General features: G+C 74.9%; 18 protein-coding genes. 8 read left to right on the forward strand and 10 right to left on the reverse strand.

All coding sequences use genetic code 11. The features are described from left to right. Positions 1 to 70 precede the first annotated feature (70 nt). Positions 71 to 940: a fructosamine kinase family protein gene (locus tag ACH4F6_RS20550; protein ID WP_397961678.1), complete on the reverse strand. Its 870-nt coding sequence runs from the start codon at positions 938 to 940 to the stop codon at positions 71 to 73. Positions 941 to 1,177: 237 nt separating this feature from the next. Between ACH4F6_RS20550 and ACH4F6_RS20555 the strand changes: the two genes are divergently transcribed. Both ACH4F6_RS20555 and ACH4F6_RS20560 read left to right on the forward strand, forming a co-directional pair. Continuing rightward, complete coding sequence (locus ACH4F6_RS20555; protein WP_397961679.1) at positions 1,178 to 2,857, forward strand: APC family permease; 1,680 nt, start codon at positions 1,178 to 1,180, stop codon at positions 2,855 to 2,857. 72 nt (positions 2,858 to 2,929) lie between these two features. Then, entirely contained in the window at positions 2,930 to 4,858 is a 1,929-nt protein-coding gene (locus tag ACH4F6_RS20560) for a PAS domain S-box protein (protein ID WP_397961680.1), read from the forward strand. A 356-nt stretch (positions 4,859 to 5,214) separates the two neighbouring features. On the opposite strand, the gene ACH4F6_RS20565 is transcribed toward ACH4F6_RS20560, so the two are convergent. From ACH4F6_RS20565 to ACH4F6_RS20585, 5 genes are all read right to left on the reverse strand, one after another. Further along, positions 5,215 to 6,228: a RimK family alpha-L-glutamate ligase gene (locus ACH4F6_RS20565; protein WP_397961681.1), complete on the reverse strand. Its 1,014-nt coding sequence runs from the start codon at positions 6,226 to 6,228 to the stop codon at positions 5,215 to 5,217. A gap of 376 nt (positions 6,229 to 6,604) precedes the next feature. Next, positions 6,605 to 8,989, reverse strand: coding sequence for a phosphoketolase (locus ACH4F6_RS20570; protein ID WP_397961682.1), 2,385 nt, complete (start codon positions 8,987 to 8,989; stop codon positions 6,605 to 6,607). 129 nt (positions 8,990 to 9,118) lie between these two features. Next, positions 9,119 to 9,574, reverse strand: a complete 456-nt coding sequence (locus tag ACH4F6_RS20575; RefSeq protein ID WP_397961683.1) for an RpiB/LacA/LacB family sugar-phosphate isomerase — start codon at positions 9,572 to 9,574, stop codon at positions 9,119 to 9,121. A gap of 96 nt (positions 9,575 to 9,670) precedes the next feature. Next, positions 9,671 to 11,905, reverse strand: coding sequence for a SpoIIE family protein phosphatase (locus ACH4F6_RS20580; protein ID WP_397961684.1), 2,235 nt, complete (start codon positions 11,903 to 11,905; stop codon positions 9,671 to 9,673). 398 nt (positions 11,906 to 12,303) lie between these two features. Then, complete coding sequence (locus ACH4F6_RS20585; RefSeq protein ID WP_397961685.1) at positions 12,304 to 13,299, reverse strand: phosphotransferase family protein; 996 nt, start codon at positions 13,297 to 13,299, stop codon at positions 12,304 to 12,306. 322 nt (positions 13,300 to 13,621) lie between these two features. On the opposite strand from ACH4F6_RS20585, the gene dhaK reads away from it, so the two are divergent. The 5 genes from dhaK to ACH4F6_RS20610 all read left to right on the forward strand — a co-directional run bounded on the left by dhaK (position 13,622) and on the right by ACH4F6_RS20610 (position 17,770). Further along, positions 13,622 to 14,614, forward strand: coding sequence for a dihydroxyacetone kinase subunit DhaK (gene dhaK / locus ACH4F6_RS20590; RefSeq protein ID WP_397961686.1), 993 nt, complete (start codon positions 13,622 to 13,624; stop codon positions 14,612 to 14,614). 61 nt (positions 14,615 to 14,675) lie between these two features. Continuing rightward, positions 14,676 to 15,275, forward strand: a complete 600-nt coding sequence (gene dhaL, locus ACH4F6_RS20595) for a dihydroxyacetone kinase subunit DhaL (protein ID WP_397961687.1) — start codon at positions 14,676 to 14,678, stop codon at positions 15,273 to 15,275. Then, complete coding sequence (locus ACH4F6_RS20600) at positions 15,268 to 15,678, forward strand: PTS-dependent dihydroxyacetone kinase phosphotransferase subunit DhaM (RefSeq protein ID WP_397961688.1); 411 nt, start codon at positions 15,268 to 15,270, stop codon at positions 15,676 to 15,678. The genes dhaL and ACH4F6_RS20600 overlap by 8 nt, the downstream gene beginning before the upstream one ends. 428 nt (positions 15,679 to 16,106) lie before the next feature. After that, positions 16,107 to 17,063, forward strand: a complete 957-nt coding sequence (locus tag ACH4F6_RS20605; protein ID WP_397961689.1) for a fibronectin type III domain-containing protein — start codon at positions 16,107 to 16,109, stop codon at positions 17,061 to 17,063. A 170-nt stretch (positions 17,064 to 17,233) separates the two neighbouring features. Beyond that, positions 17,234 to 17,770, forward strand: coding sequence for a hypothetical protein (locus tag ACH4F6_RS20610; RefSeq protein WP_397961690.1), 537 nt, complete (start codon positions 17,234 to 17,236; stop codon positions 17,768 to 17,770). Here the strand turns inward: ACH4F6_RS20610 and ACH4F6_RS20615 are convergent. From ACH4F6_RS20615 to ACH4F6_RS20630, 4 genes are all read right to left on the reverse strand, one after another. Beyond that, entirely contained in the window at positions 17,767 to 18,342 is a 576-nt protein-coding gene (locus ACH4F6_RS20615; RefSeq protein WP_397961691.1) for a PadR family transcriptional regulator, read from the reverse strand. The two genes, ACH4F6_RS20610 and ACH4F6_RS20615, sit on opposite strands and share 4 nt — an antisense overlap. Positions 18,343 to 18,372: 30 nt before the next feature. After that, complete coding sequence (locus ACH4F6_RS20620; RefSeq protein ID WP_397961693.1) at positions 18,373 to 20,388, reverse strand: FAD-dependent oxidoreductase; 2,016 nt, start codon at positions 20,386 to 20,388, stop codon at positions 18,373 to 18,375. Between the two features lie 163 nt (positions 20,389 to 20,551). Then, complete coding sequence (locus ACH4F6_RS20625) at positions 20,552 to 20,920, reverse strand: hypothetical protein (RefSeq protein WP_397961695.1); 369 nt, start codon at positions 20,918 to 20,920, stop codon at positions 20,552 to 20,554. 123 nt (positions 20,921 to 21,043) lie between these two features. Beyond that, positions 21,044 to 21,937, reverse strand: coding sequence for a hypothetical protein (locus ACH4F6_RS20630; protein ID WP_397961696.1), 894 nt, complete (start codon positions 21,935 to 21,937; stop codon positions 21,044 to 21,046). 243 nt (positions 21,938 to 22,180) lie between these two features. On the opposite strand from ACH4F6_RS20630, the gene ACH4F6_RS20635 reads away from it, so the two are divergent. Then, entirely contained in the window at positions 22,181 to 24,235 is a 2,055-nt protein-coding gene (locus ACH4F6_RS20635; protein ID WP_397961697.1) for a SpoIIE family protein phosphatase, read from the forward strand. The last annotated feature ends 47 nt before the right edge of the window (positions 24,236 to 24,282 follow it).

Below are 24,282 nucleotides of genomic sequence, written 5' to 3' on the forward strand. Positions count from 1 at the left end.
CCGGCGCTCGCGCGTCGCCCGGGGCACCCGGGATCCCGCCCCGGTGTCCGGGGGTCTCCGGGGGCGCGTCTCAGTGCTCGCGCAGCACCCGCGCGGCGACCGACAGCGTCCGCTCGGCGTAGGCCGGGCCGAACAGGACCGCGTGGACGAGGAGCGGGAAGAGCTGGTGCAGCCCGATGCGCGCGGCCCGGCCGTCCGCGAGCGGGGCCGTCTCCTGGTGGCCGTCCAGCACCTGGTCGAGGTGGGGGCAGCCGAACAGGTGCAGCATCGCCAGGTCGGTCTCGCGGTGCCCGCCGTGGGCGGCCGGGTCGATGAGCCGGACGTGCCCGTCCGCGCCCCACAGGACGTTGCCGTTCCACAGGTCGCCGTGGAGTCGTGCGGGCGGCTCGGCGGGGCCGGCCAGGTCGGGGAGCCGGGCGCAGACCCACTCGACGACGGCCGCCTCGGCGGGGCGCAGGACGCCGTCGTCGACCGCCGTCCGCAGATACGGCAGCACCCGGTGGTCGGCGTACCGGCGGGGCCAGTCGTCGCCGTCGGCGTTGCGCAGGGGGGCGCGCCCGACGAAGGCGTTCCGGGGGCCGCCGGGCGGCGGGGCGCCGAAGGCGGGGGCGCCGGCCGCGTGCAGGGCGGCGAGGTCGCGTCCGAACCGGCGGGCGGCCCCGGGGGCCGGTGCGCCGGTCGGCACCCGGTCGCTCACCAGCCGGCGGTCGTCGTGCCCGTGCACGGCCGGGATCCGGACCGCGCCGGCGTCGGCCAGCCGGCGCAGGCCCGCCGCCTCCGCCGGCGCGGCGCCCGGTCCGTCGCCGCGTTTGACCATCACCGTGCGGCCGTCGTCGAGGTCCACCTCGGCCAGGGTCGCGGACAGCGGGCGCTCGCGGAGCGCGGCCGCTCCGGTGAGGCGCGTCGCGACGGCGCCGGGTGCGTCGTCAGGTGTGCACACGGCGCCAGGGTAGGGCGACGCAGGTCACACGGAAGATTCGGAACGGGGCATTTCGGGCGGCCGTACGGTTTCCGAATATCGAACAGTCTCGACGGTTCCTTGCAATGTGAGATCGAGCGCGCTTCTAATGGGGGCAATCCACGGGTGGCGGGCCATCAACGGCTGTGATTGCGAGGTCCGGTGGGTCGGCCGTGAGGAATCCGGCCGTGGAAAACGCATGACTTACCGTCCCATGTCATGACTCAGACGGTGACGCGATCGCGGTCCGGCGCGACGGACGACGGTGCCGGCGGTGTGCGCGGCAAGGGACTCGGCGGGAATTCCGTCGGTCTGCTGGGCAGCGCGGTCATCGGCGTCTCGACCGTGGCGCCCGTCTACTGCCTCACCTCCACGCTCGGCTCCACGGCGGGCGAGGTGGGGGTGCGGATGCCGGCCGTGTTCCTGGCCGGATTCCTGCCCATGCTGCTGGTCGCGTTCGCCTACCGGGAGCTGAACGAGGCCGTGCCGGACTGCGGCACCTCCTTCACCTGGACGGTCAAGGCGTTCGGGCCGCACGTCGGCTGGATGTGCGGCTGGGGCCTGGTGATCGCGACCGTGATCGTGCTGTCGAACCTGGCGGGCGTCGCCACCTCGTACTTCTGGCTGCTGGCAGGCGAGGTGACCGGCAGCGACCGGGTGGCCGGCCTCGACGGGAACAAGGCGGTCCACATCCTCACCTGCCTCGTGCTGATCGCGGTCGCCACGGCGATCAGCTACCGCGGGATGACGACCACGAAGGGTGTGCAGTACGCGCTGGTGGCGCTGCAGCTGGTCGTGCTGGCCGTGTTCGTCGCGCTGGCGCTGCAGAAGGCCCGTTCCGGCTCGCTCGCCGGCCACCTGGACTTCTCCTGGTCCTGGCTGAACCCCTTCGCGGTGAAGTCCTTCGCGGCGTTCAGCGCCGGACTGTCCCTGTCGATCTTCATGTACTGGGGCTGGGACACCTGTCTGACGGCGAACGAGGAGACCGTCGGCAGCGAGCGGACACCGGGCCTGGCCGCGCTCGTCGCGATGGCCGTGCTGGTCGGTTCCTACCTGACGACCGCGGTGGCCGCCCAGATGGCGGTCGGCGCCGGAACCGACGGCCTCGGCCTCGCCAACCCCGAGACCTCCGACAACGTCTTCGCCGCCCTCGCCGGCCCGGTCATGGGCGGCTCCCTCGGCATCCTGCTCTTCCTCGCCGTCCTCGCCTCGGCCGCCGCCAGCCTCCAGACGACGTTCATCCCCGTGGCCCGCACGGTGCTGGCCATGGCGACGTACGAGGCGCTCCCCGCGTCGTACGCACGCGTGCACGAACGCTTCCGGACGCCCGGGCGCGCCACGGTCGTCGCCGGCGTGGCGACCGGCGTCTTCTACACCGTGATGACCCTCGTCAGCGAGCACGTCCTCGTCGACACCATCTACGCGCTCGGCCTGATGATCTGCTTCTACTACGCGCTGACGGCCTTCGCCTGCGCCTGGTACTTCCGCGCCGACCTGACCCGCTCGGTGCGGGACGCGGTCTTCAAGGGCCTCTTCCCGGTGCTGGGCGGCGTCCTGCTGACCGCCGTGTTCGGCAAGACGCTCCACGACATGTGGGACCCGGCCTACGGCAGCGGCTCCGCCGTGCTCGGCGTCGGCTCGGTCTTCGTGATCGGCGTCGGCCTGCTGCTCCTGGGCCTGGTCCTCATGGCGGCGATGCGGCGGCGCAGCCCGGCGTTCTTCCGGGGCGAGGTCCTGACGACGCACACGCCGGCCCTCGTGGTCGAGGACCAGCCACCGCGGGGGCCGGGCGCCGCCGGCCCCGCCGTCGGGCATCCGTCCGCACGGTCGGGAACCGGCCCCGCCCGGGCGGTCGGGACCGGATGTCCTGCGGCAGGTTCGGGCGTGAACGGTCAGTAAACGACATACCGGAGCGGGGACGCCCCGAAGGCGGTGTGATGGCCTGATTCGTCGCGTGAGGTGAGGTGGGCCATGGCCGACGTGGTGAGGGTGGAGCCGGCGGAACGGCAACGGTGCGGCTGCCGCGCTCCCGTGCGCGAGGGCGGGGCGGAGGAGCGGTTCCGCGGCCTGCTGGAGGCGGCGCCGGACGCGATGGTCATCGTCGACGACACCGGCGCCATCAGGCTCGTCAACGCGCAGACGGAGGCGCTGTTCGGCTACGACCGCGAGGAACTGCTCGGCCACCCGGTCGAGCTGCTGATCCCGCACCGTTTCCGCGACCAGCACACCGCGCACCGCGGCGGGTACGCGTCCAACCGGCAGGTCCGTCCCATGGGCGCCGGGCTCGAACTGCACGGACTGCGCAAGGACGGCACCGAGTTCCCCGTCGAGATCAGCCTGAGCCCCCTGGAGACCGCGGACGGCCTGCTGGTCTCGGCGGCCGTGCGCGACGTCAGCGACCGCAAGGCGGCCGAGGCCCGCATCAACGAGCTGGCCGCGCTCGTGGAGTCCTCGCAGGACGCCATCCTCGCCCACACGCTCGACGGGTACATCACCTACTGGAACGCCGCCGCGCAGCGCCTGTACCGCTACACCGCCGAGGAGGTCATCGGCCGGCACGTCTCCCTGCTCGCCCCGCCGGAGCTGCGCGGCGAGGTCAAGACGCTGCTCAAACGGCTGCGGCGCGGCCGCAAGGTCGAGCACTTCGAGACCCTGCGGGTCACCCGCACCGGGGGGCTGCTGGACGTCGACGTCACGCTGTGGCCGACGCGGGACACCCACGGCACGGTCGTCGGGGCGTGCGCGATCGTGCGGGACATCAGCGACCGCAAGCGCGCGGAGGCCGAACTCACCGCCCTGTACGAGCAGCAGCGGCACATCGCGCTCACGCTCCAGCGCAGCCTGATGGGCACTCCGCCCGCGCTGCCCGGCATGGCCACCGCCAGCCGTTACCGGCCGGCCACCCAGGGCGCCGGGGTGGGCGGGGACTGGTTCGACCTGATCCCGCTGGGCGCCGACCGGGTGGGCGTGCTGATCGGTGACGTGATGGGCCGCGGTCTGGAGGCCGCCGCGGTGATGGGCCAGCTGCGCTCCGCCGCGCACGCGCTGGCGAAGACCGGCATGCCACCGCGGCAGCTGATGCGGGCGCTCGACACGTGCGTCGCCGACCTGGACGTGCCCGACCAGCTCGTCACCTGCTGCTACCTGGTGATCGCTCCCGACACGCGCACGGTCACCGTCTGTTCGGCGGGCCATCTGCCGGTCCTGGTCGCCGGCGCGGGCGACGGCGTCCGGGCCCTGGCCAACCCGGTCAACGCGCCGCTCGGCGTGGGCGACGTCGTCTTCGAGCAGTCCAGCTCCGAGATACCCCCGGGCGCCACCCTGGTGCTCTACACGGACGGCCTGATCGAGACGCCGGGCAGCGACATCGAGGGACGGATCGGTGAACTGAGCGTCCTGCTGGACGAGCTGTTCGTCGACACGCCCTGCCTGGAGGCCGCGGCCGACCAGGTGCTGGCGGGCCTGCTGCCCGACCCCGAGAGCCACAACGACGACGTCACCCTGCTGCTGGCCCAGCTCCCGGCCGCGCCGCTCGCCTCCGTCACCACCGACCTGCCGGCCGTCCCGTCCTCCGTGCCGGAGGGGCGCGCCTTCCTGCACAAGGCGCTGACCTCGTGGAACTGCCCGGACCGCGCCGACGACGCCCTCCTGCTGCTGTCGGAGACGCTGACCAACGCGGTCCAGCACGCGGCGGGCCCCATCGCCCTGCACCTGCACCGCACGGACACCGACCTCACGGTCGAGGTCGGCGACCGCAGCCCGCACCTCCCCCAGCCCCGCCCGGCGGCGCAGGACGAGGAGTCCGGCCGCGGGCTGCTCCTGGTCCGCGCCCTCGCCCACGACTGGGGCGTGCGGCCGACCGACGAGGGCAAGACGACGTGGTTCACGCTGAAGCTGTGAGCGCCGCCGCGGCGCACCGCCGAAGGCGTGCGCCCCGGCGACCCAGCCCTCCCGGCGCCGGGGAGCGAGCCCGGCCCTCCCTGGGGGAACGACCGGATCCCGACACCTGGAAGCGGTCGGGTCCGGCCCCCTCCGCGCCTCCGCCGCGCCCGTTCGCCCGGCGCGGGCAGCCCGGCGGGCGACGCGACGGCGGCGGGGAGCGCCCCGTCCGCACGGGGGTCGGCCGGGCGCACGCGGGCGTGCCCGGGGCACACGCCTGCGGGGCGGCGGAGCCGCTGGGCGGGATCCGATCCGGTACCGCCCGAGGGCGGGCGGGGGGCGGAGCGCCCGGCGGACGGCGCTCCGCCCCGCCGGTCTCACCGGGCGGGGAGCCGGTCCTCCGGGCCGAGCGCGACGGCCGTCGGCGGCGCGGCGCCCCGGCGGCCGCCCCCGGCCGGGGCGCAGGCGTCCAGGTGCGCCTGGACGTACGGCACGGCCACGGCCCGGACCTCGACCTCGCCGTCGACGAAGGCGGGCTGGACGTTGACCTCGAAGACCACCCCGCCGTGCTCCTCCGCCAGGTCGACGCCCGCGAAGGGGAGCCCGACCGAGGCGGTCGCGGCGACGGCGAGTTCGCCGAGACGGGGGCTCAGGTCCCGCGGCGCGATGTGGACGGCGGTGGCGCCCCGGCAGGTGTTGCAGGGGGTGTCCGGTGCGGGCTGGAGGTGCTCGCGGGCGTGCACGACGCGGCCGCCGAGGACGAAGACGCGGAACTGGTGGCGCAGCCCGTCGGCGGTGACGTTGCCCGCGTCGCGGGAGAGCATCCAGTCGGTGCCGTGCCGCGCGTAGTAGGCGGTGGCGTCCGCCAGCCCGGCGGGGGTGGTGACGTGGAAGGTGTCGCTGCCGCCGGTGCCGACGACGGGCCGGGCCCAGACGTCGCGGCCGAGCCGCTCGAAGGCGCCGGCCGCCTCCCGCGCGGAGGGCCGGGACAGGACGACGGTCTCCATCTGGGCGATGCCGTCCCGGCGGAAGCGCTCGACGGTGAGGTTCTTCTCCGTCGCGGTCCGCCAGGCGTCCGGCCCGGAGCCGAGGGTCACCACTCCGTGGCGCTCCAGCAGTTCCTGGAACGCGGCGAGGGACCGGCGGCGGTGCGGCGGGATCTCGTAGAGCACGACGACGTCGGGGACGACGTCCAGCCCCTCCTGCGGGACGAGCAGCCGTAACCGGTCCCCGTCGCGGACGGCGCGGCCGGTTCCCCCGGTCGCGAAGTGCCGTGAGTCGATCCGGACGGGCGGTGCGCCGGTGAGCAGTTCCACCGCCCGCGCGAGGTACTCGCGGCAGCCCTCGGACGACGTGGGGTCGGCGATCAGGGCGATGCACGGTCGGGACACAGCGGCCTCCAGTGGCTCTCGACGCGCGCCCGGACCGGGCACCCGGCTGCGCGGCCCGAACGGCGTCACGGGGTGGTGCCTGTCGCGCGGGGGTCGTCGCACCCGTCGCCCTGGAAGCCGCGCCGGCGTGCGGGCCGTGCCGGGTCCGGACGGGAGCCGGGGGCCGGTACGGCCGGTGACCACGGGATGGTGGGGCCCGCCCCGCCGGATCCGCGCCGCAGGGCTGGCCGACCACTGTAGGCACCCGCCGGGACGCCGTGACAGGGCGCACGCGCACCGGCGCCCTGCCCCTTCCCCTGCGCCGCGCGCCCCCGTGCGTGCGCCCCGGCGGGCGGCCGCCGGGCCCCGCGTCGGAGCACTGCGTCCGGGCCCCGCGTCAGCCCTCCCACGTCCAGTCGGCGACCTCCGGCAGGTCGGTGCCGTGCTCGCGGATCCAGGCGTGGTGGCGCAGCCGCACGTCCTCCATCCGCTGGCGCAGGGCGGCGGCGCGCACCGCCAGGCCGGGGACGCGGTCGATGACGTCCATGACCAGGCGGTAGCGGTCGAGGTCGTTGCCGACGACCATGTCGAACGGCGTGGTGGTGGTGCCGATCTCCTTGTAGCCGCGCACGTGCAGGTTCCGGTGGCCGGTGCGGCGGTAGGCCAGGCGGTGGATCAGCCACGGGTAGCCGTGGTAGGCGAAGACGACCGGCTTGTCGGCGGTGAACAGCCCGTCGTACTCGAAGTCGGTCATCCCGTGCGGGTGTTCCCCGCTCGGCATCAGGCGGGCGATGTCGACGACGTTCACCACCCGCACCGCCAGTTCCGGCAGGTGGCGGCGGAGCAGCTGGGCGGCGGCCAGCACCTCCTGGGTGGGCACGTCGCCCGCGCAGGCGAGGACGACGTCCGGTTCGCGGGTGCCGTCCTCGGTGCCGGCCCACTCCCACACGCCGGCGCCGCGCGCGCAGTGGACGCGGGCCTGGTCCAGGGTCAGCCAGTCGAAGCAGGGCTGCTTGCCCGCCACGACGACGTTGACGTAGTCACGGCTGCGCAGGACGTGGTCGGCCACCGTCAGCAGGGTGTTGGCGTCCGGCGGCAGGTAGACCCGCACCGCCTCGGGACTCTTGTTCAGGATGTGGTCGACGAAGCCCGGGTCCTGGTGCGAGAAGCCGTTGTGGTCCTGGCGCCAGACGTGGGACGTCAGCAGGTAGTTGAGGGAGGCGATGGGGGCGCGCCAGGGCAGCCGCCGGGTCACCCGCAGCCACTTGACGTGCTGGTTGACCATGGAGTCGACGATGTGCACGAACGCCTCGTAGCAGGAGAACAGTCCGTGCCGGCCGGTGAGCAGGTATCCCTCGAGCCAGCCCTGGCAGGTGTGTTCGGAGAGGATCTCCATCACCCGGCCGTGCCGGTCGAGGTGTTCGTCGACCTGGAGGGTCTGCGCCTGCCAGGCCTTGCCGCTGGCGCCGTAGACGGCCTGGAGGCGGTTGGAGGCGGTCTCGTCGGGGCCGACGAGCCGGAAGTCGCGCCGCTCGGCCGTGGCGCGCATGACGTGCTCCAGCAACCCGCCCAGCACGGCCGTGGGTTCGTGCAGGGTCACGCCCGGCTTGTCGACCGGCACGGCGTACGGCTCCAGGGCGGGCAGCGGGAGTTCGCGCAGCAGGAGGCCGCCGTTGGCGCGCGGGGTGGAGCCGAGGCGGCGGGTGCCGTCGGGGACGCAGGCCAGGACGTCCGGGCGCGGGGCGCCGTGCTCGTCGAAGAGTTCCCCGGGCCGGTAGGAGCGCAGCCACGCCTCCAGCTGGCGCAGGTGCTCGGGGTTGTCGCGGACCGCGGCCAGCGGCACCTGGTGGGAGCGCCAGGTGCCCTCCACGGGGAGCCCGTCGACCTGGGCGGGCCCGGTCCAGCCCTTGGGGGTGCGCAGCACGATCACCGGCCGGCGGGCGCGGCCGCCGGCGCCGTCCGCCCGGGCCGCCCGCTGGAGGGCGGCGATGCGGTCCAGGGCGGTGTCCATGGCCTCGGCCATCGCGCGGTGGACGGCGGCCGGGTCGTCGCCGGTGACGTGGATCGGGTCGTGACCGTAGCCCCGCAGCAGTTCGTCGAGTTCGGGTTCGGGGAGGCGGGCGAGGACCGTCGGGTTGGCGATCTTGTAGCCGTTGAGGTGGAGGATCGGCAGGACGGCGCCGTCGTGGACCGGGTCCAGGAACTTGTTGGAGTGCCAGGAGGCGGCCAGCGGCCCGGTCTCGGCCTCGCCGTCGCCGATCACGCAGGCGACGAGCAGGCCGGGGTTGTCGTAGGCGGCGCCGTAGGCGTGGGAGAGCGCGTAGCCGAGTTCGCCGCCCTCGTGGATCGAGCCGGGCGTCTCGGGGGCGACGTGGCTGGGGATGCCGCCAGGGAAGGAGAACTGCCGGAACAGCCGGGCCATGCCGGCCGCGTCCCGGGTGACGTCGGGATAGGTCTCGGTGTACGAGCCCTCCAGCCAGGAGTTGGCGACGACCGCGGGGCCGCCGTGGCCGGGCCCCCAGACGCACAGGGCGTCGAGGTCACGGGCGCGGATGACGCGGTTGAGGTGGGTGTGGACGAGGTTGAGTCCGGGCGAGGTGCCCCAGTGGCCGAGCAGCCGCGGTTTGACGTGCTCCGGGCGCAGCGGCTCGGTGAGCAGGGGGTTGGCCATGAGGTAGATCTGGCCGACGGACAGGTAGTTCGCGGCGCGCCAGTGGGCGTCCAGCGTCCTCAGCTCGTCGTCGGTGAGCCGGGAGGACGCCTGCCGGGTGTCGACGGACATCGGGTTCCCTTCCGGGTCGGGGGTCGGCGGGAGGCGGTTCCGGTCCGTATCTCCCCGCCCTGTCCGGGCCGCCGGGTACCCACCGGGGCCGATCGGCCCATCGGAGTCGACGGAAGGGGTGGTCTCCCGTCAGCCGCCGGTGCGCGCCCGGTCGAGCCGGTCGACGTGGGTCACGTTCTCCCGGTCCTCGGCGTCCTCGCTGGGCTCGGCGGTGAACCAGGCGTCCAGGATCTCCTTGAGCAGCGGCTCGGAGGTGAGGCGCAGGCTGAGCGCGAGGACGTTGGCGTCGTTCCAGCGGCGGGCGCCGTCGGCCGTGCGGGCGTCGGTGCACAGGGCCGCGCGGACACCGGGCACCTTGTTCGCGGCGATCGACGCGCCGGTGCCGGTCCAGCAGCACACCACCGCCTGCTGCGAGGTCCCCCCGGCCACGTCCCGGGCCGCCGCCTCCGAGCACACCGCCCACCGCGGGTCGGCTCCGGGGCGCAGCGCGCCGTGCGTCACGACGTCGTGGCCGCGGCCGTGCAGCTCGGCGACGAGCGCCCGGGCCACGGGTTCGTCCATGTCGGAGGAGACGGAGATCCGCATGGTCCGGAGCCTACTGAGCGCACGGTCGCGGCCGCCACCGGGGCCGGCGCTCTCCGCGGCCGCGGAACGGCGTCGCGGCCGGCGTCCTCGGGCGGGTCACCCACAGCGCTGCTCGGCCCAGATGCACTTGCCGTCGTCCAGGTAGCGGGCGCCCCAGCGGTCGGCCAGCGCCGCGACGAGCTGGAGGCCGCGGCCCCCTTCGTCGGTGTCCGCCGCCCAGCGGATGCGCGGGGTGGTGAGGCTGCCGTCGTAGACCTCGCAGATCAGCGACCGGCTGCGCAGCAGACGCAGCCGCACGGGTCCCCGGCCGTGCCGGACGGCGTTGCCGACGAGCTCGCTGACCATCAGCTCCGTGGACGTCTCCAGGTCCTCCAGCGTCCAGTCGGCCAGCTGCCGGCGGACCAGTTCCCGGGCCCGGCCGGCCGCCCTGGGGTCGTGCGGCAGGGGCCAGGAGGCGACGTCGGCCGTCGCGGTGCGCCGGGTGTGGGCGATCAGCAGGGCGGCGTCGTCGCCGGTGTGCTCCGCGTCCGGCAGCAGGTCGGACACGACGGTGTCGCACAGCCGGTCGACGCGTCCGGCCTCGCCGTCCCCGTCCCCCGCGGCGAAGAACGCGGTGCGGGCCGCGGCGGCGGTCAGGGTCCGGGTGAGCTGGGCCAGACCTCGGTCGACGTCCCGCGTCCCGGACTCGAGGAGCCCGTCCGTGCACAGGGCGAGCAGGCTCTGGGCGGGCAGCGGCAGCTCGTGGGTCTCGAACGGCGGGCGGGCCGCGCCCAGCGGCGGGTCGGGGGCCCCGCCGGGGAGGCCCACCGTGCCGTCGGGGCCGATGGCGACGGGCGGCAGGTGGCCGGCGCGGGCGTAGGCGAGGACGCGGGTGACCGGGTCGTACACGGCGTACAGGCAGGTGGCGTAGAAGTCGTCGCCCAGGTCGCCGACCAGGCAGTTCAGGTGGCTGAGGAGCTCCGAGGGGGCGAGTTCGAGGTCGGCGAGCGTGCGCACCGCCGTGCGGAGCCGGCCCATCGTGGCGGCCTCGGTGATGCCGTGCCCCATCACGTCGCCGACGACCAGGGCGACCCGGTCCGCCGACAGCGGGATCACGTCGTACCAGTCGCCGCCCACGTCCTCGCCCCTGCCGGCGGGGAGGTAGCGGGCGGCGGCCGTCACCGCCGGCAGGGGCGGCAGGGATCCGGGGAGCAGGTCGCGCTGCAGTTCCTGGGCGCGGGTGTGGACGGTGTCGTACAGCCGGGCACGCTCCAGCGCCTGGGCGACCAGGCCGCTGAGCGCGATGAGCAGGGCGCGGTCGTCCTCGCCGAAGCGGCGGGGCCGGGCGAACGACAGCACGCAGACGCCGATGGCGCGGCCGGAGACGATGAGCGGCAGGAAGGCCCACGCCTGCTTGAGCGACTCCTCCATCAGTCCTTTCATCACCGGGTAGAGCCGGGCGAACTCGTCGGGCGTCTCGATGAACCGGGGGGTCCGGCGGCGGAGGACGTCGGAGGCCACCGTGTTGGCGCGCAGCGACAGGCCTTCCAGGTAGTGGTCCAGGAACTCCTTGGGGTATCCGACCGAGCCGATGACGTGCAGCCGGTCGTCGGAGAGCACCTGGACGGCGAGCGCGTCGGCCCCGAAGGGCGGCAGGACCCGCCGGGCGACGACGCTCACCAGGTCGCGGGCGGTGACCGCCTCCGCCAGGGCGACGGTCAGATCGGCCATGCGGTCCTTGCGCCGGGCGGCGGCCGCGGGGTCCGGCTCCGGGGCCGGCGGCGGGCGCCGGGCCCCGGTGGCCCGTGCGGCTTCGGGAGGCTCGGGTGCTCCGGGGGGTGCGGGTGCTCCGGGGGACGCGGCGGAGAACCGCTCCAGGCGGCCGGCCATCCACGCGGCCACGGCGGTCAGCAGGGTGCCCCGGCCGGCGTCCGGGTCCCCCGGCAGGGCCATCACCAGGGAGAGCACACCGAGCGGCGCTCCGTCGTAGAGCAACGGGACCGCCAGGACCGCCGACGCCCCGATCCCCGGGTCCGTCCCGGTCTCCCAGACCTGCGCGCACGCGCGCAGGGCGCGCGCCGGGGGCGCCGCGTCGTCCTCCCGCAGGTCCTCCCAGGCTCCGACGGCCGTCCGGGGCACCCCCACGACCACCAGGAGGCGCGCACCGCCCGATGCGTCGCGCACGTGGACGGTGCCGCCCACGGCACCGGTCCCGGCCACGGCCTGCTGCACCCCGACGGCCAGCGCCTCCGCCGCGGGCACGTCGTCGGCCAGCGCGGCCAGCAGATGCAGCCGCACCGAGTCCCGCCGCTCGTCGCGGCGTCCCGCTCCGACGTCCGAGGTGGTCACCATCGCCTCCCGCCGCCGGCCTGAGGGACGCCCGTGCCCGGCACCGTCCTCGCCGGTGCGGTCGGGCGGCGACGCCGGCGGGGCGCAGGGTGCCGTACCGAAACCCTAGCCCGTCCGCACGGTCGGCGCGCAGTCCCCGCCGGGCCGGCCCCGGTGTCCCCCGCGCTTCGGCTGCCCGGCCCGCGGACCGTGCCCGGCCCGCCGGGACGCCCGTCCACGACGGCCCCGGCACCGGGCGGCCCCGGGGCCGGGCGCGTCCCGTCGGCGGTCGCGGGCCGGGCCCCCGCGGCGCGCCCTCGCACCGCGCACACCGTTCGTCCCGCCGAGTCCCGTGGGCGTGCCGCCCGTGTCCGCCTGCCGGCCCGGTCCCCCTCCGGGGCGTGGCCGGCCGCCCTGTGCGCCTACCCCAGCGCGCGGAGCCGGCTGACGGCGTCGCCGAGGCTGCGGTGGCAGAACTCGAGGTGGCCGGCGTCGTCGTAGCCGCGGGGCCCGCACTCGACGACCAGGAGCAGGCCCAGGTAGAGGTGGTAGAGGGCCAGCCGGTGCCGGAAGGCGGGGCCGAAGTCGAGGCTGCCTCCGGCCGCGGTGTAGCCGGCGACGAGGTCGCTGTCCGGGCCGGTGTCGCCGCCGAAGGCCAGGGAGACCAGTTCGGCGGCCGGGTCGCCCCAGAACGCCCGTTCGTGGTCGATGAGCCCGGTGATCCGGGGCGGCCGTCCGTCGTCGGCGGGGTCGACGAAGATGTTGCCGGGCCAGAGGTCGAAGTGGACCAGCCGGGGTTCGGTGACCTCGTCCAGGGCGGGTCCGCCGTCGGCCACCAGGGCCCGTACGACCTCGGGTGCCACGCCGAGCGGGGAGCGCCAGCGCCCGGCGTCGTCCAGCAGTGCTTCCACCATGGCGGTGAAGGCCGTCCGCCAGTCGGCCGCGGACAGCGCGGACTCGGCGGCCGGGTAGCCGAACCGGCCGTCCCGCGGCGCCAGGGTGTGCAGACGCGCGGTGACCGCGCCGAGTTCGCGGCGCAGCGCGGACTCGGTGGTGGGCGACAGGAGACCGGCCGCCTTGTCCCAGGGTGTGCCCTCCAGGAGGGAGACGGCGAGGAACTCCTCCCCCGCGTACAGCAGGGCGGGCGCCGGCACACCGCCGTCCGGCAGGGCCGCGATCCGCCGGTACACCATGACCTCCGTCGCCAGGATGCCGCGCTCGTAGCGCAGGACCTCCGCGCTCGCCGGGGGCGCGAGTTTGACGACGGCGGGCTCGCCGTCGTCGAAGCGGACCCGGTAGGCGGTGTTGAACCAGCCGTCGGTCAGCTCCGCCTCCACCCGGCAGCCGACACCGGCCTCGGTGCGCAGCAGGGCGTCGAGTTCGGCGGGGGACAGACGGCGCTTGGTGCGGCTCTGCATGGGGACACGCCTTCGGACGGGATGCTGGGAGCGCTCCCAGCATGGCGATCGTCCGTGCGTCCGTCCAGACTCCCGACGGCTCGGACGGGGCTCCGGGGCCGGCCGCCGGGGCGTCCGCGTGCCGGGATGCCGCCCCGCGTGACCTTCGCATCGGCAAGGTCGATACTGCACACAGGGGTCACCGCCGGCACACGTCGTCCGGCCCGGCGCGGAACGCGCGGGGCCGCCGGCGGACCGCCGGGGCCGACAACTGGAGAAAGCGCTTCTGGCCGGCCCGGACACGGGCCGGGAGCCCACCTGCTAAGGCCCTTAGGAGGTACTCGTGAAAATGCTCATCAACGTGCCCGAGACCGTCGTCGCCGACGCCCTGCGCGGTATGGCCGCCGCCCACCCGGAGCTGACCGTCGACGTCGAGCGCCGGGTGATCGTGCGGCGGGACGCGCCGGTGGCCGGGAAGGTGGGGCTGGTGTCGGGAGGCGGCTCGGGGCACGAGCCGCTGCACGGGGGGTTCGTGGGTCCCGGGATGCTCTCGGCGGCCTGCCCCGGGGAGGTCTTCACGTCGCCCGTGCCCGATCAGATGGTGCGTGCGGCGGCGGCCGTCGACAGCGGGGCCGGGGTGCTGTTCATCGTGAAGAACTACACCGGCGACGTGCTCAACTTCGACATGGCGGCCGAACTCGCCGAGGACGAGGGCATCCAGATCGCGAAGGTGCTGGTCAACGATGACGTCGCGGTGACGGACAGCCTGTACACGGCGGGGCGGCGCGGCACGGGCGCGACGCTCTTCGTGGAGAAGATCGCGGGGGCCGCCGCCGACGAGGGCCGGCCGCTGGAGCGGGTGGAGGCGATCGCCCGGCAGGTGAACGAGAACGCGCGCAGCTTCGGCGTGGCGCTCAGCGCGTGCACGACGCCGGCCAAGGGCACGCCGACCTTCGACCTGCCCGCCGGCGAACTGGAGCTGGGCATCGGCATCCACGGCGAACCGGGGCGCGAGCGGCGGGCGATGATGACCTCCGGTGAGATCGCCGACTTCGCGGTGCACGCCCTCCTGGAGGACATGGCGCCGCGCAACCCGGTCCTCGTCCTGGTCAACGGCATGGGCGCCACTCCGCTGCTGGAGCTGTACGGCTTCAACGCCGAGGTGCAGCGGGTGCTGGACGATCGCGGCGTCGCCGTGGCCCGTACGCTCGTCGGCAACTACGTGACCTCCCTCGACATGGCCGGCGTCTCGGTGACCCTGTGCCAGATCGACGAGGAGCTGCTGCGGCTGTGGGACGCGCCGGTGAGGACGCCGGGACTGCGCTGGGGCATGTGAGACGGTCGGCGCACACCGGACGCCGACGACGCCCGACCTCTCTACCAGGCAAGGAGATCACGTGCTCGACGCCGACTTCTTCCGCCGTTGGATGACGGCCACCGCCGTGTCCGTGGACCGCGAGGCGGAACGGCTCACGGCCCTCGACTCGCCCATCGGGGACGCCGACCACGGCAGCAACCTCCAGCGCGGCTTCAAGGCCGTCTCCGCCGCCCTCGGCAAGGAGGCGCCGCAGACCCCCGGAGCGGTCCTCGTGCTCGCGGGACGCCAGCTGATCTCGACCGTCGGCGGGGCGTCGGGTCCCCTGTACGGCACGCTGCTGCGCCGGACGGGCAAGGCGCTCGGGGACGCGGCCGAGGTGAGCGAGGAGCAGTTCGCCGAGGCGCTGCGCGCGGGCGTGGACGCGGTGATGCAGCTCGGCGGCGCCGCGCCGGGCGACAAGACGATGATCGACGCCCTGGTGCCCGCGGTGGACGCGCTGGGTGACGGGTTCGGCGCGGCGCGGAGCGCGGCCGAGCAGGGAGCGGTCGCCACGACGCCCCTCCAGGCCCGCAAGGGCAGGGCGAGCTACCTGGGCGAACGCAGCATCGGGCACCAGGATCCGGGGGCCACCTCCTCGGCGCTGCTCGTCGCGGGTCTGACGGAGGCCGCCGGTGAGTGAGGAACGGCGGGTCGGGATCGTGCTGGTGTCGCACAGCGCGCAGGTGGCGGCGGCCGTCGTCGAGCTGGCACGGGGGCTCGCGGGCGGCGCGGCCGACGTGCCCGTGGCTCCGGCGGGCGGTACGGAGGCGGGCGGGCTCGGCACGAGCGCGGAGCTGATCGCCGCCGCTGCCGCCTCGGTGGACCGCGGGGCCGGGGTCGCCCTCCTCGCCGACCTCGGCAGTGCGGTGCTGACCGTGAAGGCGCTGCTCGCCGAAGGCGACGAACTGCCCGAGGGCACGCGGCTCGTGGACGCGCCCTTCCTGGAGGGCGCGGTGGCCGCGGTGGTCACGGCGGCGGCGGGAGCCGACCTCGACGCGGTGGAGGCGGCGGCGACGGAGGCGTACGCCTACCGGAAGGTGTGATCGACGACGGCCGGCCCGCAGTCCGGTCCGCCTCCGGCGCCGAGACGGGGGCCGGGGACCGGCGCCCGTCTCGGCGCCGGCCGCCCGGCCGTCCCGCCGGCGCGGGATCAGCGACGACAGCGGTCCGCGCCATCGGCATGAACTCCCGAGTCCTCTCGGGGAGTTCAGCCGTCAGGAGCCTCAGCATACGTAACCGTTCCTGGAGACCGAGCAGGAGTGGGTCCTGTTGCCGGGACTCGTGCTCAGCCGGGCGCCCCGAACGGCGTCGGGCGTCCTGGTCCGCCGCGTTCGCTCCGGTCGCGTGGGGGCGGCGCCGTCCGACGCCGGACCGGGTGCCCGGGGCGCGTCCGCCGCCCCCTTGATGCGGGGCCGCCACCGCGCCATATTGGTCCGGACCATTCCGTCGTGCCGGGCCGGGAGGCGAAGCCGTGCGACGCGTTGTGCTGTGCGGGTGGGTGCTGGTGGTGTGCTGCGGCTGCGCGGGCCCGGGCGGCGGCGACGAGGGACGGGCGCCCGGCGCCCCGACCGGGGTCACCGCCCGGGCGGGCAGCGCGACCAGCGTGCACGTGATGTGGAACGCGGTCCCCGCGGCCGGCGGGTACGAGGTGTACCGGGGCTCCACGAAGGTCGCCGAGGCGCCCGCCTCCGCGCGCATGCTGGACGTCACCCGCCTCGCGCCGGCCACGACGTACGTCTTCACCGTGCGCGCGCGGGACGGCGAGGGCCGGCTCGGGCCGCGCAGCCGGGAGGCGCGGGCGACCACCCCGGCGGCGGTCGCGGCGGACCGTACGGCCCCGACCCGGCCCGGCGGCGCCACCGGCCGGGCGGTCGGCGGCCGGGCGGTCCAGCTGTCCTGGTCCGCGTCCACGGACGACCGCGAGGTGGTGTCCTACGACGTCTACCAGGGCGGTGTGAAGATCCACGGCGTCGGCGGGGAGCAGACGGCGACGGTGGTCACGGGACTGCGGCCGGGCACCCGGTACTCCTTCACCGTGCGGGCGCGGGACGCGGCCGACAACCTCTCCCCCGCGAGCGCGCCCGTGCGCCTCACCACCGCGTCCGGGGCCGGCGCGGCCGGGGGCACCGCGCCGACGGGGTTCCGGGCGACGACCCGGCAGGCCGACGGCGCGTACTACATCGACCTGGCCTGGGTGCCGCCGCGCCTGGACGGCGTGGTCACGGAGTACCAGATCCAGCTCGACGGACAGCCGGCCACCTCGCTCGTGTGGGGCGGCGCCCCTCCGCGCGGCGAGGCCTCGTACAGCTTCTACGTGGGGCGGGAGGCCGGTGCCGGGCACCGGGTGCGGCTGCGGGCGCGGCTGCCGGACGGGACCTGGGGCGCGTACTCGGCGGAGCGGGCGGTGACGACGGGCTCCCGGCGGTGACGGGCCGGCGGCGCCGTTGCGCCGTCCGGGGGAACGCGTCACCTGGCCGGAGGCGGCCGGGGTGCGGGCCGGACCGGGGACGCGTTGGCTGCCCCTGAGGCAGCACGGGCGTACCCGATCCTCGGCGGCGCAAGGGATGTACCGCCAACCGTGCCGCCGGAGGGCATCCGATGCGCACTTCCCGTCTTCTCGTCCGCTCCGGACTGACCGTGGCAGCCGCCGCCACGCTGCCGCTCGCCGTGACCGCCCGGCCGGCCTCCGCGGTCTCGGGCATCTCCGTCAGCACGACCGGCTCCATGGTGTCCGTGGTGACCAGCGCGTGCGCCCAGCTCAACGGCAGCTGGGGCACGGCGTCGCTGCTCACCAGCGGCCAGGCGAACTTCGCCCAGGGGCGCCAGGTGGCGCTCTCCGGCACGAGCATCAGCCAGTCCGCCGCCTGGTCGGGCGTCACCCCGGGCACGTACACGGTCGTCGTCGTGTGCTCGAACGGCAGCACCGCCGGCACCCAGTCGGTGATCGTGTCCGCCGCGTCCACGCCGACGATCTCCACGACGACCGCGCCCACCCGCGGCGTCCTGGGCGGCATGGGCGGCACGGTCCGCGAGTACGGCACGGTCACCATGATCGTGGGCGGGGCGATGGCCGGCTCGGGCATCATCGCGGCGGTGTGGTTCCTGCGCCGCCGCTCCAAGCCGCACCGTCTCTAGGAGACCCGGCCGGCCGGACCCCCTCCGGGAACCCGCCCGCCCGGCGCGGGCAGCTCCTCCAGGGCCTCGGTCAGCCACTGGGTCCAGAACGTCTCCAGTTCGATGCCCGCGCGCAGGACCAGGTGCTGCAACCTGGACTGCGCACTGTCGTTGCCGGGCGGGAAGTCGCGCTTCTCGATCTCCTCGTACTCGGCCAACTGCCGCCGGTGCAGGTCGAGGTGGCGGCGCAGGTCGGCCTCCAGGCCGGCGGTGCCCACGACGGCCGCGGCGCGCAGCCGCAGCAGCAGCGCGTCCCGGTGCGGCTTGGGGTCCTGCGCCGCGGCCGTCCACCGCTCGAGTTCGGCGCGGCCCGCGGGCAGGACCTCGTAGCTCTTCTTCTGCCCGCGCGTCGGGCCCTCGGCGGGCAGGGCCCGGATGTGGCCCTCGGCCTCCAGTTTCCCCAGCTCGCGGTAGATCTGCTGGTGCGTCGCCGACCAGAAGTAGCCGATCGACTTGTCGAACCGGCGCGTCAGATCCAGCCCCGACGACGGCTTCTCGAGCAGGGCGGTGAGGATCGCGTGCGGGAGTGACATGGCCTCATCCTAGGGAGCGCCGGACGGCGGCTACAGCGCCGCCGCCAGCTCCGTGCCCTGCTTGACGGCCCGCTTGGCGTCCAGTTCGGCGGCCACGTCGGCGCCGCCGATGAGGTGCGCGCTCACGCCGGCGGCGACCAGCTCCTCGTAGAGGTCGCGGCGCGGTTCCTGGCCGGTGCACAGCACGATGGTGTCGACCTCCAGGACCGTGCTCTCCTCGCCGACGGTGACGTGCAGTCCGGCGTCGTCGATGCGGTCGTAGCGCACGCCCGGGACCATGGTGACGCCGCGGTGCTTGAGCTCGGTGCGGTGGATCCAGCCGGTCGTCCTGCCGAGGCCCGCGCCGACCTTGCTGGTCTTGCGCTGGAGCAGGTGGACGGTGCGCGGCGGGGCGGGCCGCTCGGGCGCCGTGAGGCCGCCGGCGGTCCGGTAGTCCGTGTCGACGCCCCAGTGGCGGAAGTAGACGGCCGGGTCCTCGCTCGCCTTGTCGCCGCCGTCGGTGAGGAACTCGGCGACGTCGAAGCCGATGCCGCCCGCGCCGAGGATCGCGACGCGGTCGCCGACGGGGGCGCCGTCGCGCAGGACGTCGAGGTATCCGACGACGCTCGGGTGGTCGACGCCGGGGATGTCCGGGGTGCGGGGGGTGACGCCGGTGGCGACGACGACCTCGTCGTGGCCGGCGACGTCGGCCGCGGTGACCGGGGTGTTCAGCCGTACGTCCACGCCGTGCGCGTCGAGCTGGTGACGGAAGTAGCGCAGCGTCTCGTCGAACTCCTGCTTGCCGGGGACCTTGCGGGCGACGTTGAGCTGGCCGCCGATCTCGCTCGCGGCGTCGAACAGGGTGACTTGGTGGCCGCGTTCGGCCGCGCTCACGGCGCAGGCGAGACCCGCGGGGCCGGCGCCCACGACCGCCACCCGCTTGCGCCGCCGGGTCGGGGAGAGGACCAGCTCGGTCTCGTGGCAGGCGCGCGGGTTGACCAGGCAGGAGGTGATCTGCCCGCTGAAGGTGTGGTCGAGGCAGGCCTGGTTGCAGCCGATGCAGGTGTTGATGGCCTCGGGCGTGCCGGCCGCGGCCTTGGCGACGAAGTCGGGGTCGGCGAGCATCGGGCGGGCCATCGAGACCATGTCCGCGCAGCCGTCGGCGAGCAACTGCTCGGCCACTTCCGGGGTGTTGATGCGGTTGGTGGTGACAAGCGGGACGGACACCGCGCCCATGAGCTTCTTGGTCACCCAGGTGTAGGCGCCGCGCGGCACGGAGGTGGCGATGGTGGGGATGCGGGCCTCGTGCCAGCCGATGCCGGTGTTGATGATCGTGGCCCCGGCCTCCTCGACGGCCTTCGCGAGGGTGACGACCTCGTCGAGCGTCGAGCCGCCGGGCACCAGGTCGAGCATCGACAGCCGGTAGACGACGATGAAGTCCTCGCCGACCGCCTCGCGCACCCGCCGCACGATCTCCACGGGGAAGCGCATCCGGTTCTCGTACGAGCCGCCCCAGCGGTCGGTGCGGCGGTTGGTCGGCGCGGCGGTGAACTCGTTGATGAGGTAGCCCTCGGAGCCCATGATCTCGACCCCGTCGTAGCCGGCCTGCCGCGCGAGGCGGGCGGCGCGGGCGTAGTCGTCGACGGTGCGCTCGACGTCGGCGTCGGTGAGCTCGCGGGGCGGGAAGGGGCTGATGGGCGCCTGGAGGGGGCTCGGGGCGACCAGGTCGCGGTGGTAGGCGTACCGGCCGAAGTGCAGGATCTGCATCGCGATCCGGCCGCCCTCGCGGTGCACGGCCTCGGTGATCGTCCGGTGCTGCTCGGCCTCCGCGTCGGTGGTGAGCTTCGCGCCGCCCTCGTACGGGCGTCCCTCGTCGTTGGGGGCGATGCCGCCGGTGACGATCAGGCCCACTCCGCCGCGGGCGCGGGCGGCGTAGAACTCCGCCATGCGCTCGAACCCGCGCTCGGCCTCCTCCAGGCCGACGTGCATCGAGCCCATCAGGACGCGGTTGGGCAGCGTGGTGAAGCCCAGGTCCAGTGGGCTCAGCAGGTGCGGGTAACGGCTCATGGCAGGCCTCCGTGCGCGGTGTCGTCCCCGTAGTTCTAGAGGACCGCGCACGGATTATGCAACTAGTTGCACAATGGCCTGGCCGCGGTGTGCCGCAGCTCACGGGCCGTGCGGGCGGCCGGCTTCCGCCCGCACGGCCCGTGAGGACCGTCGCCCCGCGGCGTCACCGGCTTTCGAGCAGGACGTGCAGTTCCCTCTCCTGGTCCCCGGAGGCGGAGGACAGGTCGCGCACGGTGAACAGGGAGTCCAGCGTCGCGCGGAGCCGCTCGATCGCCCAGTAGCTGCCCTGCGCGTCGGCCTCGACGGAGGACGTGAGCGGGGTGGGCGCCGGGCAGTCATGGGTGTCGGTCACCTCGAAGGTGCCGAGCCAGACCATCGGACGCGTCTCGTGGAGTTGCTGGGGCGCTTCGTCGGGGCCCCGGTCCGACTCGAAGCACGTGCTCAGCGTGTCGAACACGATCCGCGCGTCCTCCTTGCTGCATCCGCTGATCTCGACGGAGACGGACTCCTCGTGCGATCGCTCGCGGTCCATCGTGGTCGCTCCTTTCGTGGCGGTGGCGCGGTACCGCGGGTTCCCCGCGAACCGTGCCACATCCCAAGAAAAGCACCACTTTCCCGGGCGGGCACCACCTGCGGGCGCCCGCCGGGCCGGACGTCAGCCGCGGGTGAAGCGGTAGGTCTTGCTGTCCGTCAGCACGCAGAAGCCGGGCGAGACGACGATGACGCGCAGGGTGCCGCTGCGCCGGTCGTAGTCGACGCCCTCCGTCTCGAAGGAGCCCGAGCAGGAGCTGCGCAGCGGGAGCTGGCGCAGGGCCGTGACGTGGCCGGTCACGTCGGAGGTGCCGTTCGGTTCGGCGGACAGGTCGATCCGCAGGAGCGGCTTGGTGACGCCGAACAGGGCGCCCTCGGGGTCGTCGGAGGAGCACAGGAGGGTCGTCGGACCGCTGAAGTCGCAGCCCTGGACGTCGCGCACGGCGTGGTCGAGACGGACGGTGGAGACCTGCGGCAGGTTCGCCGAGGGCGAGGTCGCCGGGTTGACGCCGGGGGTGGGGAGGACCAGCAGCCGGGTCATGGTGCCCCACTCGCCCGACAGCATCCACTGGCCGCCGGGCGCGATCGCCACCCAGGAGTTGTTGAGGGCCTCGCCCGGGCCGAGCGCGTGGACGTACTCCGACCAGGTGCCGCCGGGCGCCTGCACCCGGAACATCTTCGAGGCGCCCGAGTCCCGCTGGTAGGGCTCGACGTAGTGGCCGTCGTAGGAGGCGTCCGGGTCGCCGACGTGGTTCCAGCCGCGCACGCTCAGGCCGAGGGGGACGGTGCCGATGCCCGTGTAGCGGTTGGGGCTGCCCGCCGGGACCTCGACCGAGGTCAGTCCCTGGCTCTCGGTCAGCGGGTCGGCGCGGTCGGAGCCGACCTCGGTCCAGGTGTCGGCGGCCGCGGCGGGCGAGGCGGCGCCGAGGGCGGCGGCCGCAGCGGTGGCCAGCGCGACCAGGGCGGCGCGGGCGGCGTGGGCCGGGCGACGGCGTCGCCGGGCGGGGCGCAGGGGCATGGGTCTCCTCGGTGACGGGGGGTGGGTGCGCGCTCGGCGGACAGTGTGTCCGAGTGTGATGGTCATGTACAGACCAATCGATGGACGGGGGCGGACGCCGAGGAGAACGGCGGGCCGCGCCGTCCTGGGGGAGCATGGGAGGCGGTGCTCCAGGCGTGGGAGAAGACGATGGTGCGCGGTGGAACAAGGGGAGTCGGCACGGGGGACGACGTGCCGCGTCGGCCTTCGGAGGCGGTTCGTGGCATGAGCGCAGGCGGAACGGCCGACGGCGGCGGTCCCACCGAACCCAGCGGGCTGCTGGACGTGCTGAACGTGGCCTCGGTGGTGCTCGACACCGAGGGCCGGATCGTGCTGTGGAGCCCCCAGGCCGAGGAACTGTTCGGCTACGCGGCGAAGGAGGCCCTGGGGCGGTTCGCGGCGCACGTGATGGTGCACGAGCGGCACCTCGATCTGGTCGTGAAGCTGTTCAGCGACGTCATGTCCACCGGGCGCAGCTGGGCGGGCGCCTTCCCGATCCTGTGCAAGGACGGCACCACCCGGCTGGTGGAGTTCCGCAACATGCGGCTGGTGGACGACCGGGGCGAGGTGTACGCCCTGGGCCTGGCCGCCGACCAGTCCACGGTGCGCCGCCTGGAGCGGGACGTGGCCCTCTCGACACGGATGGTCGCCCAGTCCCCCATCGGCTTCGCCGTCCTGGACACCGAGCTGCGCTTCGTCACGGTCAACCCCGCGCTGGAGCGGATCAACGGCCTCCCGGCGCGGGAGCACATCGGCCGGACGGCGGGCGAACTGCTCCCCGGGCTGGACACCGAGGCCCTGGAGACGGCGGCCCGCGAGGTGCTGCGCACCGGTGTGCCGCTGCTGGACCGCTCCACCGTCGGACGCACGCCCGCCGACCCCGGCGAGGACCACGCGTGGTCGGTCTCGCTGTACCGCCTGGAGGACGCCCGCGGCACCGTGCTGGGCGTGGCCTTCTCCACCGTCGACGTCACCACCCAGTACCGGGCGGGGGTCGAGGCCGAGGCCGCGCGCCGCAGGCTGGCCCTGATCGCCGACGCCTCCGCCCGGATCGGGACCACCCTGGACCTGGAGCGGACCGCCCGCGAACTGGCCGACGTCGCGGTGCCGGAACTGGCCGACGTGGCGTCCGTGGACCTGCTCGACGCGGTGGTCGCCGGCCGGCGCACCAGCCTCGGCCCCACCGAACCGGCCGTGATCCGCGCGCTGGCCGTCCGGGCGGCCGGCGCACCCCACGCGCTCGAGGCGGCCGACGTGCCCGGCCAGGTCGCCGACTACGCACCCGACCGTCTCGTGACCGAGTGCGTGCGCACCGGCCGGCCGGTCCTCGTGCCGCGGGTCGGGGACGAGGACCTGGTCCGCATCGCCCGGTCCCCGGAGGCCGCCGCGCTGCTGGAGCGGGCGGGCCTGCACTCCTACCTGGCGGTGCCGCTCATCGCCCGGGGCGAGGTGCTGGGCGCCCTCGACCTCAAACGCACCCGCACCCCCCTGCCGTTCGGCCGGGACGACCTGGTGCTCGCCCGCGAACTGGCGGCCCGCGCGGCCGTGCAGATCGACAACGCCCGCTGGTACCAGAACGCCCGCACCACCGCCCTCACCCTCCAGCGCAGCCTTCTGCCCAGCCATCCGCCGGTCACCGGAGGCCTCGAGGTGGCCTCCCGGTACCAGCCGGCCGGGGCCACCACCGAGGTGGGCGGCGACTGGTTCGACGTGATCCCGCTGGACGGCGGCAAGACCGCGCTCGTCGTCGGCGACGTGATGGGCAGCGGCATCGACGCCGCCGCCACCATGGGCCGGCTGCGCACCGCGACCACCACCCTGGCCTCCCTCGACCTCGACCCGGCGGTGCTGCTGGAGCACCTCGACCGGATCACCTCGGGCCTCGACCACTCGATCGCCACCTGCGTGTACGCCGTCCACGACCCCGGCCGGAGGCAGTGCCGGATCGCCAACGCCGGGCACCTGCCGCCCGTCCGCGTCCGTCCCGGCCGTCCGCCGGAGCTGCTCGACCTGCCCACCGGGGCGCCGTTGGGCGTGGGCGGGGTGGAGTTCTCCACGACCGACGTCGACTTCGCCCCCGGCGACCAACTCGTGCTGTACACCGACGGATTGGTCGAGACCCGCCGGCACTCCCTCGACGAGCGCCTGGACGCGCTGCTCGCGCTCCTGGACGACCCGGCGCGCCCGCTGGAGGAGATGTGCGACCTGCTCCTGGACGCGCTGCACCACCCCGACAACCACGACGACGTGGCCCTGCTGGTGGCGCGGGCACGGGAGTGACGCGACCGTGCCCGCGGGCGCGCGGAGGTGCGCCCGCGGGAGCGGCG

The organism is Streptomyces sp. NPDC017936, from assembly GCF_044328485.1.
In the GTDB taxonomy this organism is placed as follows: Bacteria; Actinomycetota; Actinomycetes; order Streptomycetales; family Streptomycetaceae; genus Streptomyces.

Coding starts and splice junctions, on each gene's coding strand:
- ACH4F6_RS20560 (WP_397961680.1), top strand. CDS start 2,930: ATGGCCGACGTGGTGAGGGTGGAGCCGGCGGAACGGCAACGGTGCGGC.
- ACH4F6_RS20625 (WP_397961695.1), bottom strand. CDS start 20,920: ATGGACCGCGAGCGATCGCACGAGGAGTCCGTCTCCGTCGAGATCAGC.
- ACH4F6_RS20610 (WP_397961690.1), top strand. CDS start 17,234: ATGCGCACTTCCCGTCTTCTCGTCCGCTCCGGACTGACCGTGGCAGCC.
- ACH4F6_RS20585 (WP_397961685.1), bottom strand. CDS start 13,299: ATGCAGAGCCGCACCAAGCGCCGTCTGTCCCCCGCCGAACTCGACGCC.
- ACH4F6_RS20635 (WP_397961697.1), top strand. CDS start 22,181: ATGAGCGCAGGCGGAACGGCCGACGGCGGCGGTCCCACCGAACCCAGC.
- ACH4F6_RS20630 (WP_397961696.1), bottom strand. CDS start 21,937: ATGCCCCTGCGCCCCGCCCGGCGACGCCGTCGCCCGGCCCACGCCGCC.
- ACH4F6_RS20575 (WP_397961683.1), bottom strand. CDS start 9,574: ATGCGGATCTCCGTCTCCTCCGACATGGACGAACCCGTGGCCCGGGCG.
- ACH4F6_RS20555 (WP_397961679.1), top strand. CDS start 1,178: ATGACTCAGACGGTGACGCGATCGCGGTCCGGCGCGACGGACGACGGT.
- ACH4F6_RS20580 (WP_397961684.1), bottom strand. CDS start 11,905: ATGGTGACCACCTCGGACGTCGGAGCGGGACGCCGCGACGAGCGGCGG.
- ACH4F6_RS20570 (WP_397961682.1), bottom strand. CDS start 8,989: ATGTCCGTCGACACCCGGCAGGCGTCCTCCCGGCTCACCGACGACGAG.
- ACH4F6_RS20620 (WP_397961693.1), bottom strand. CDS start 20,388: ATGAGCCGTTACCCGCACCTGCTGAGCCCACTGGACCTGGGCTTCACC.
- ACH4F6_RS20615 (WP_397961691.1), bottom strand. CDS start 18,342: ATGTCACTCCCGCACGCGATCCTCACCGCCCTGCTCGAGAAGCCGTCG.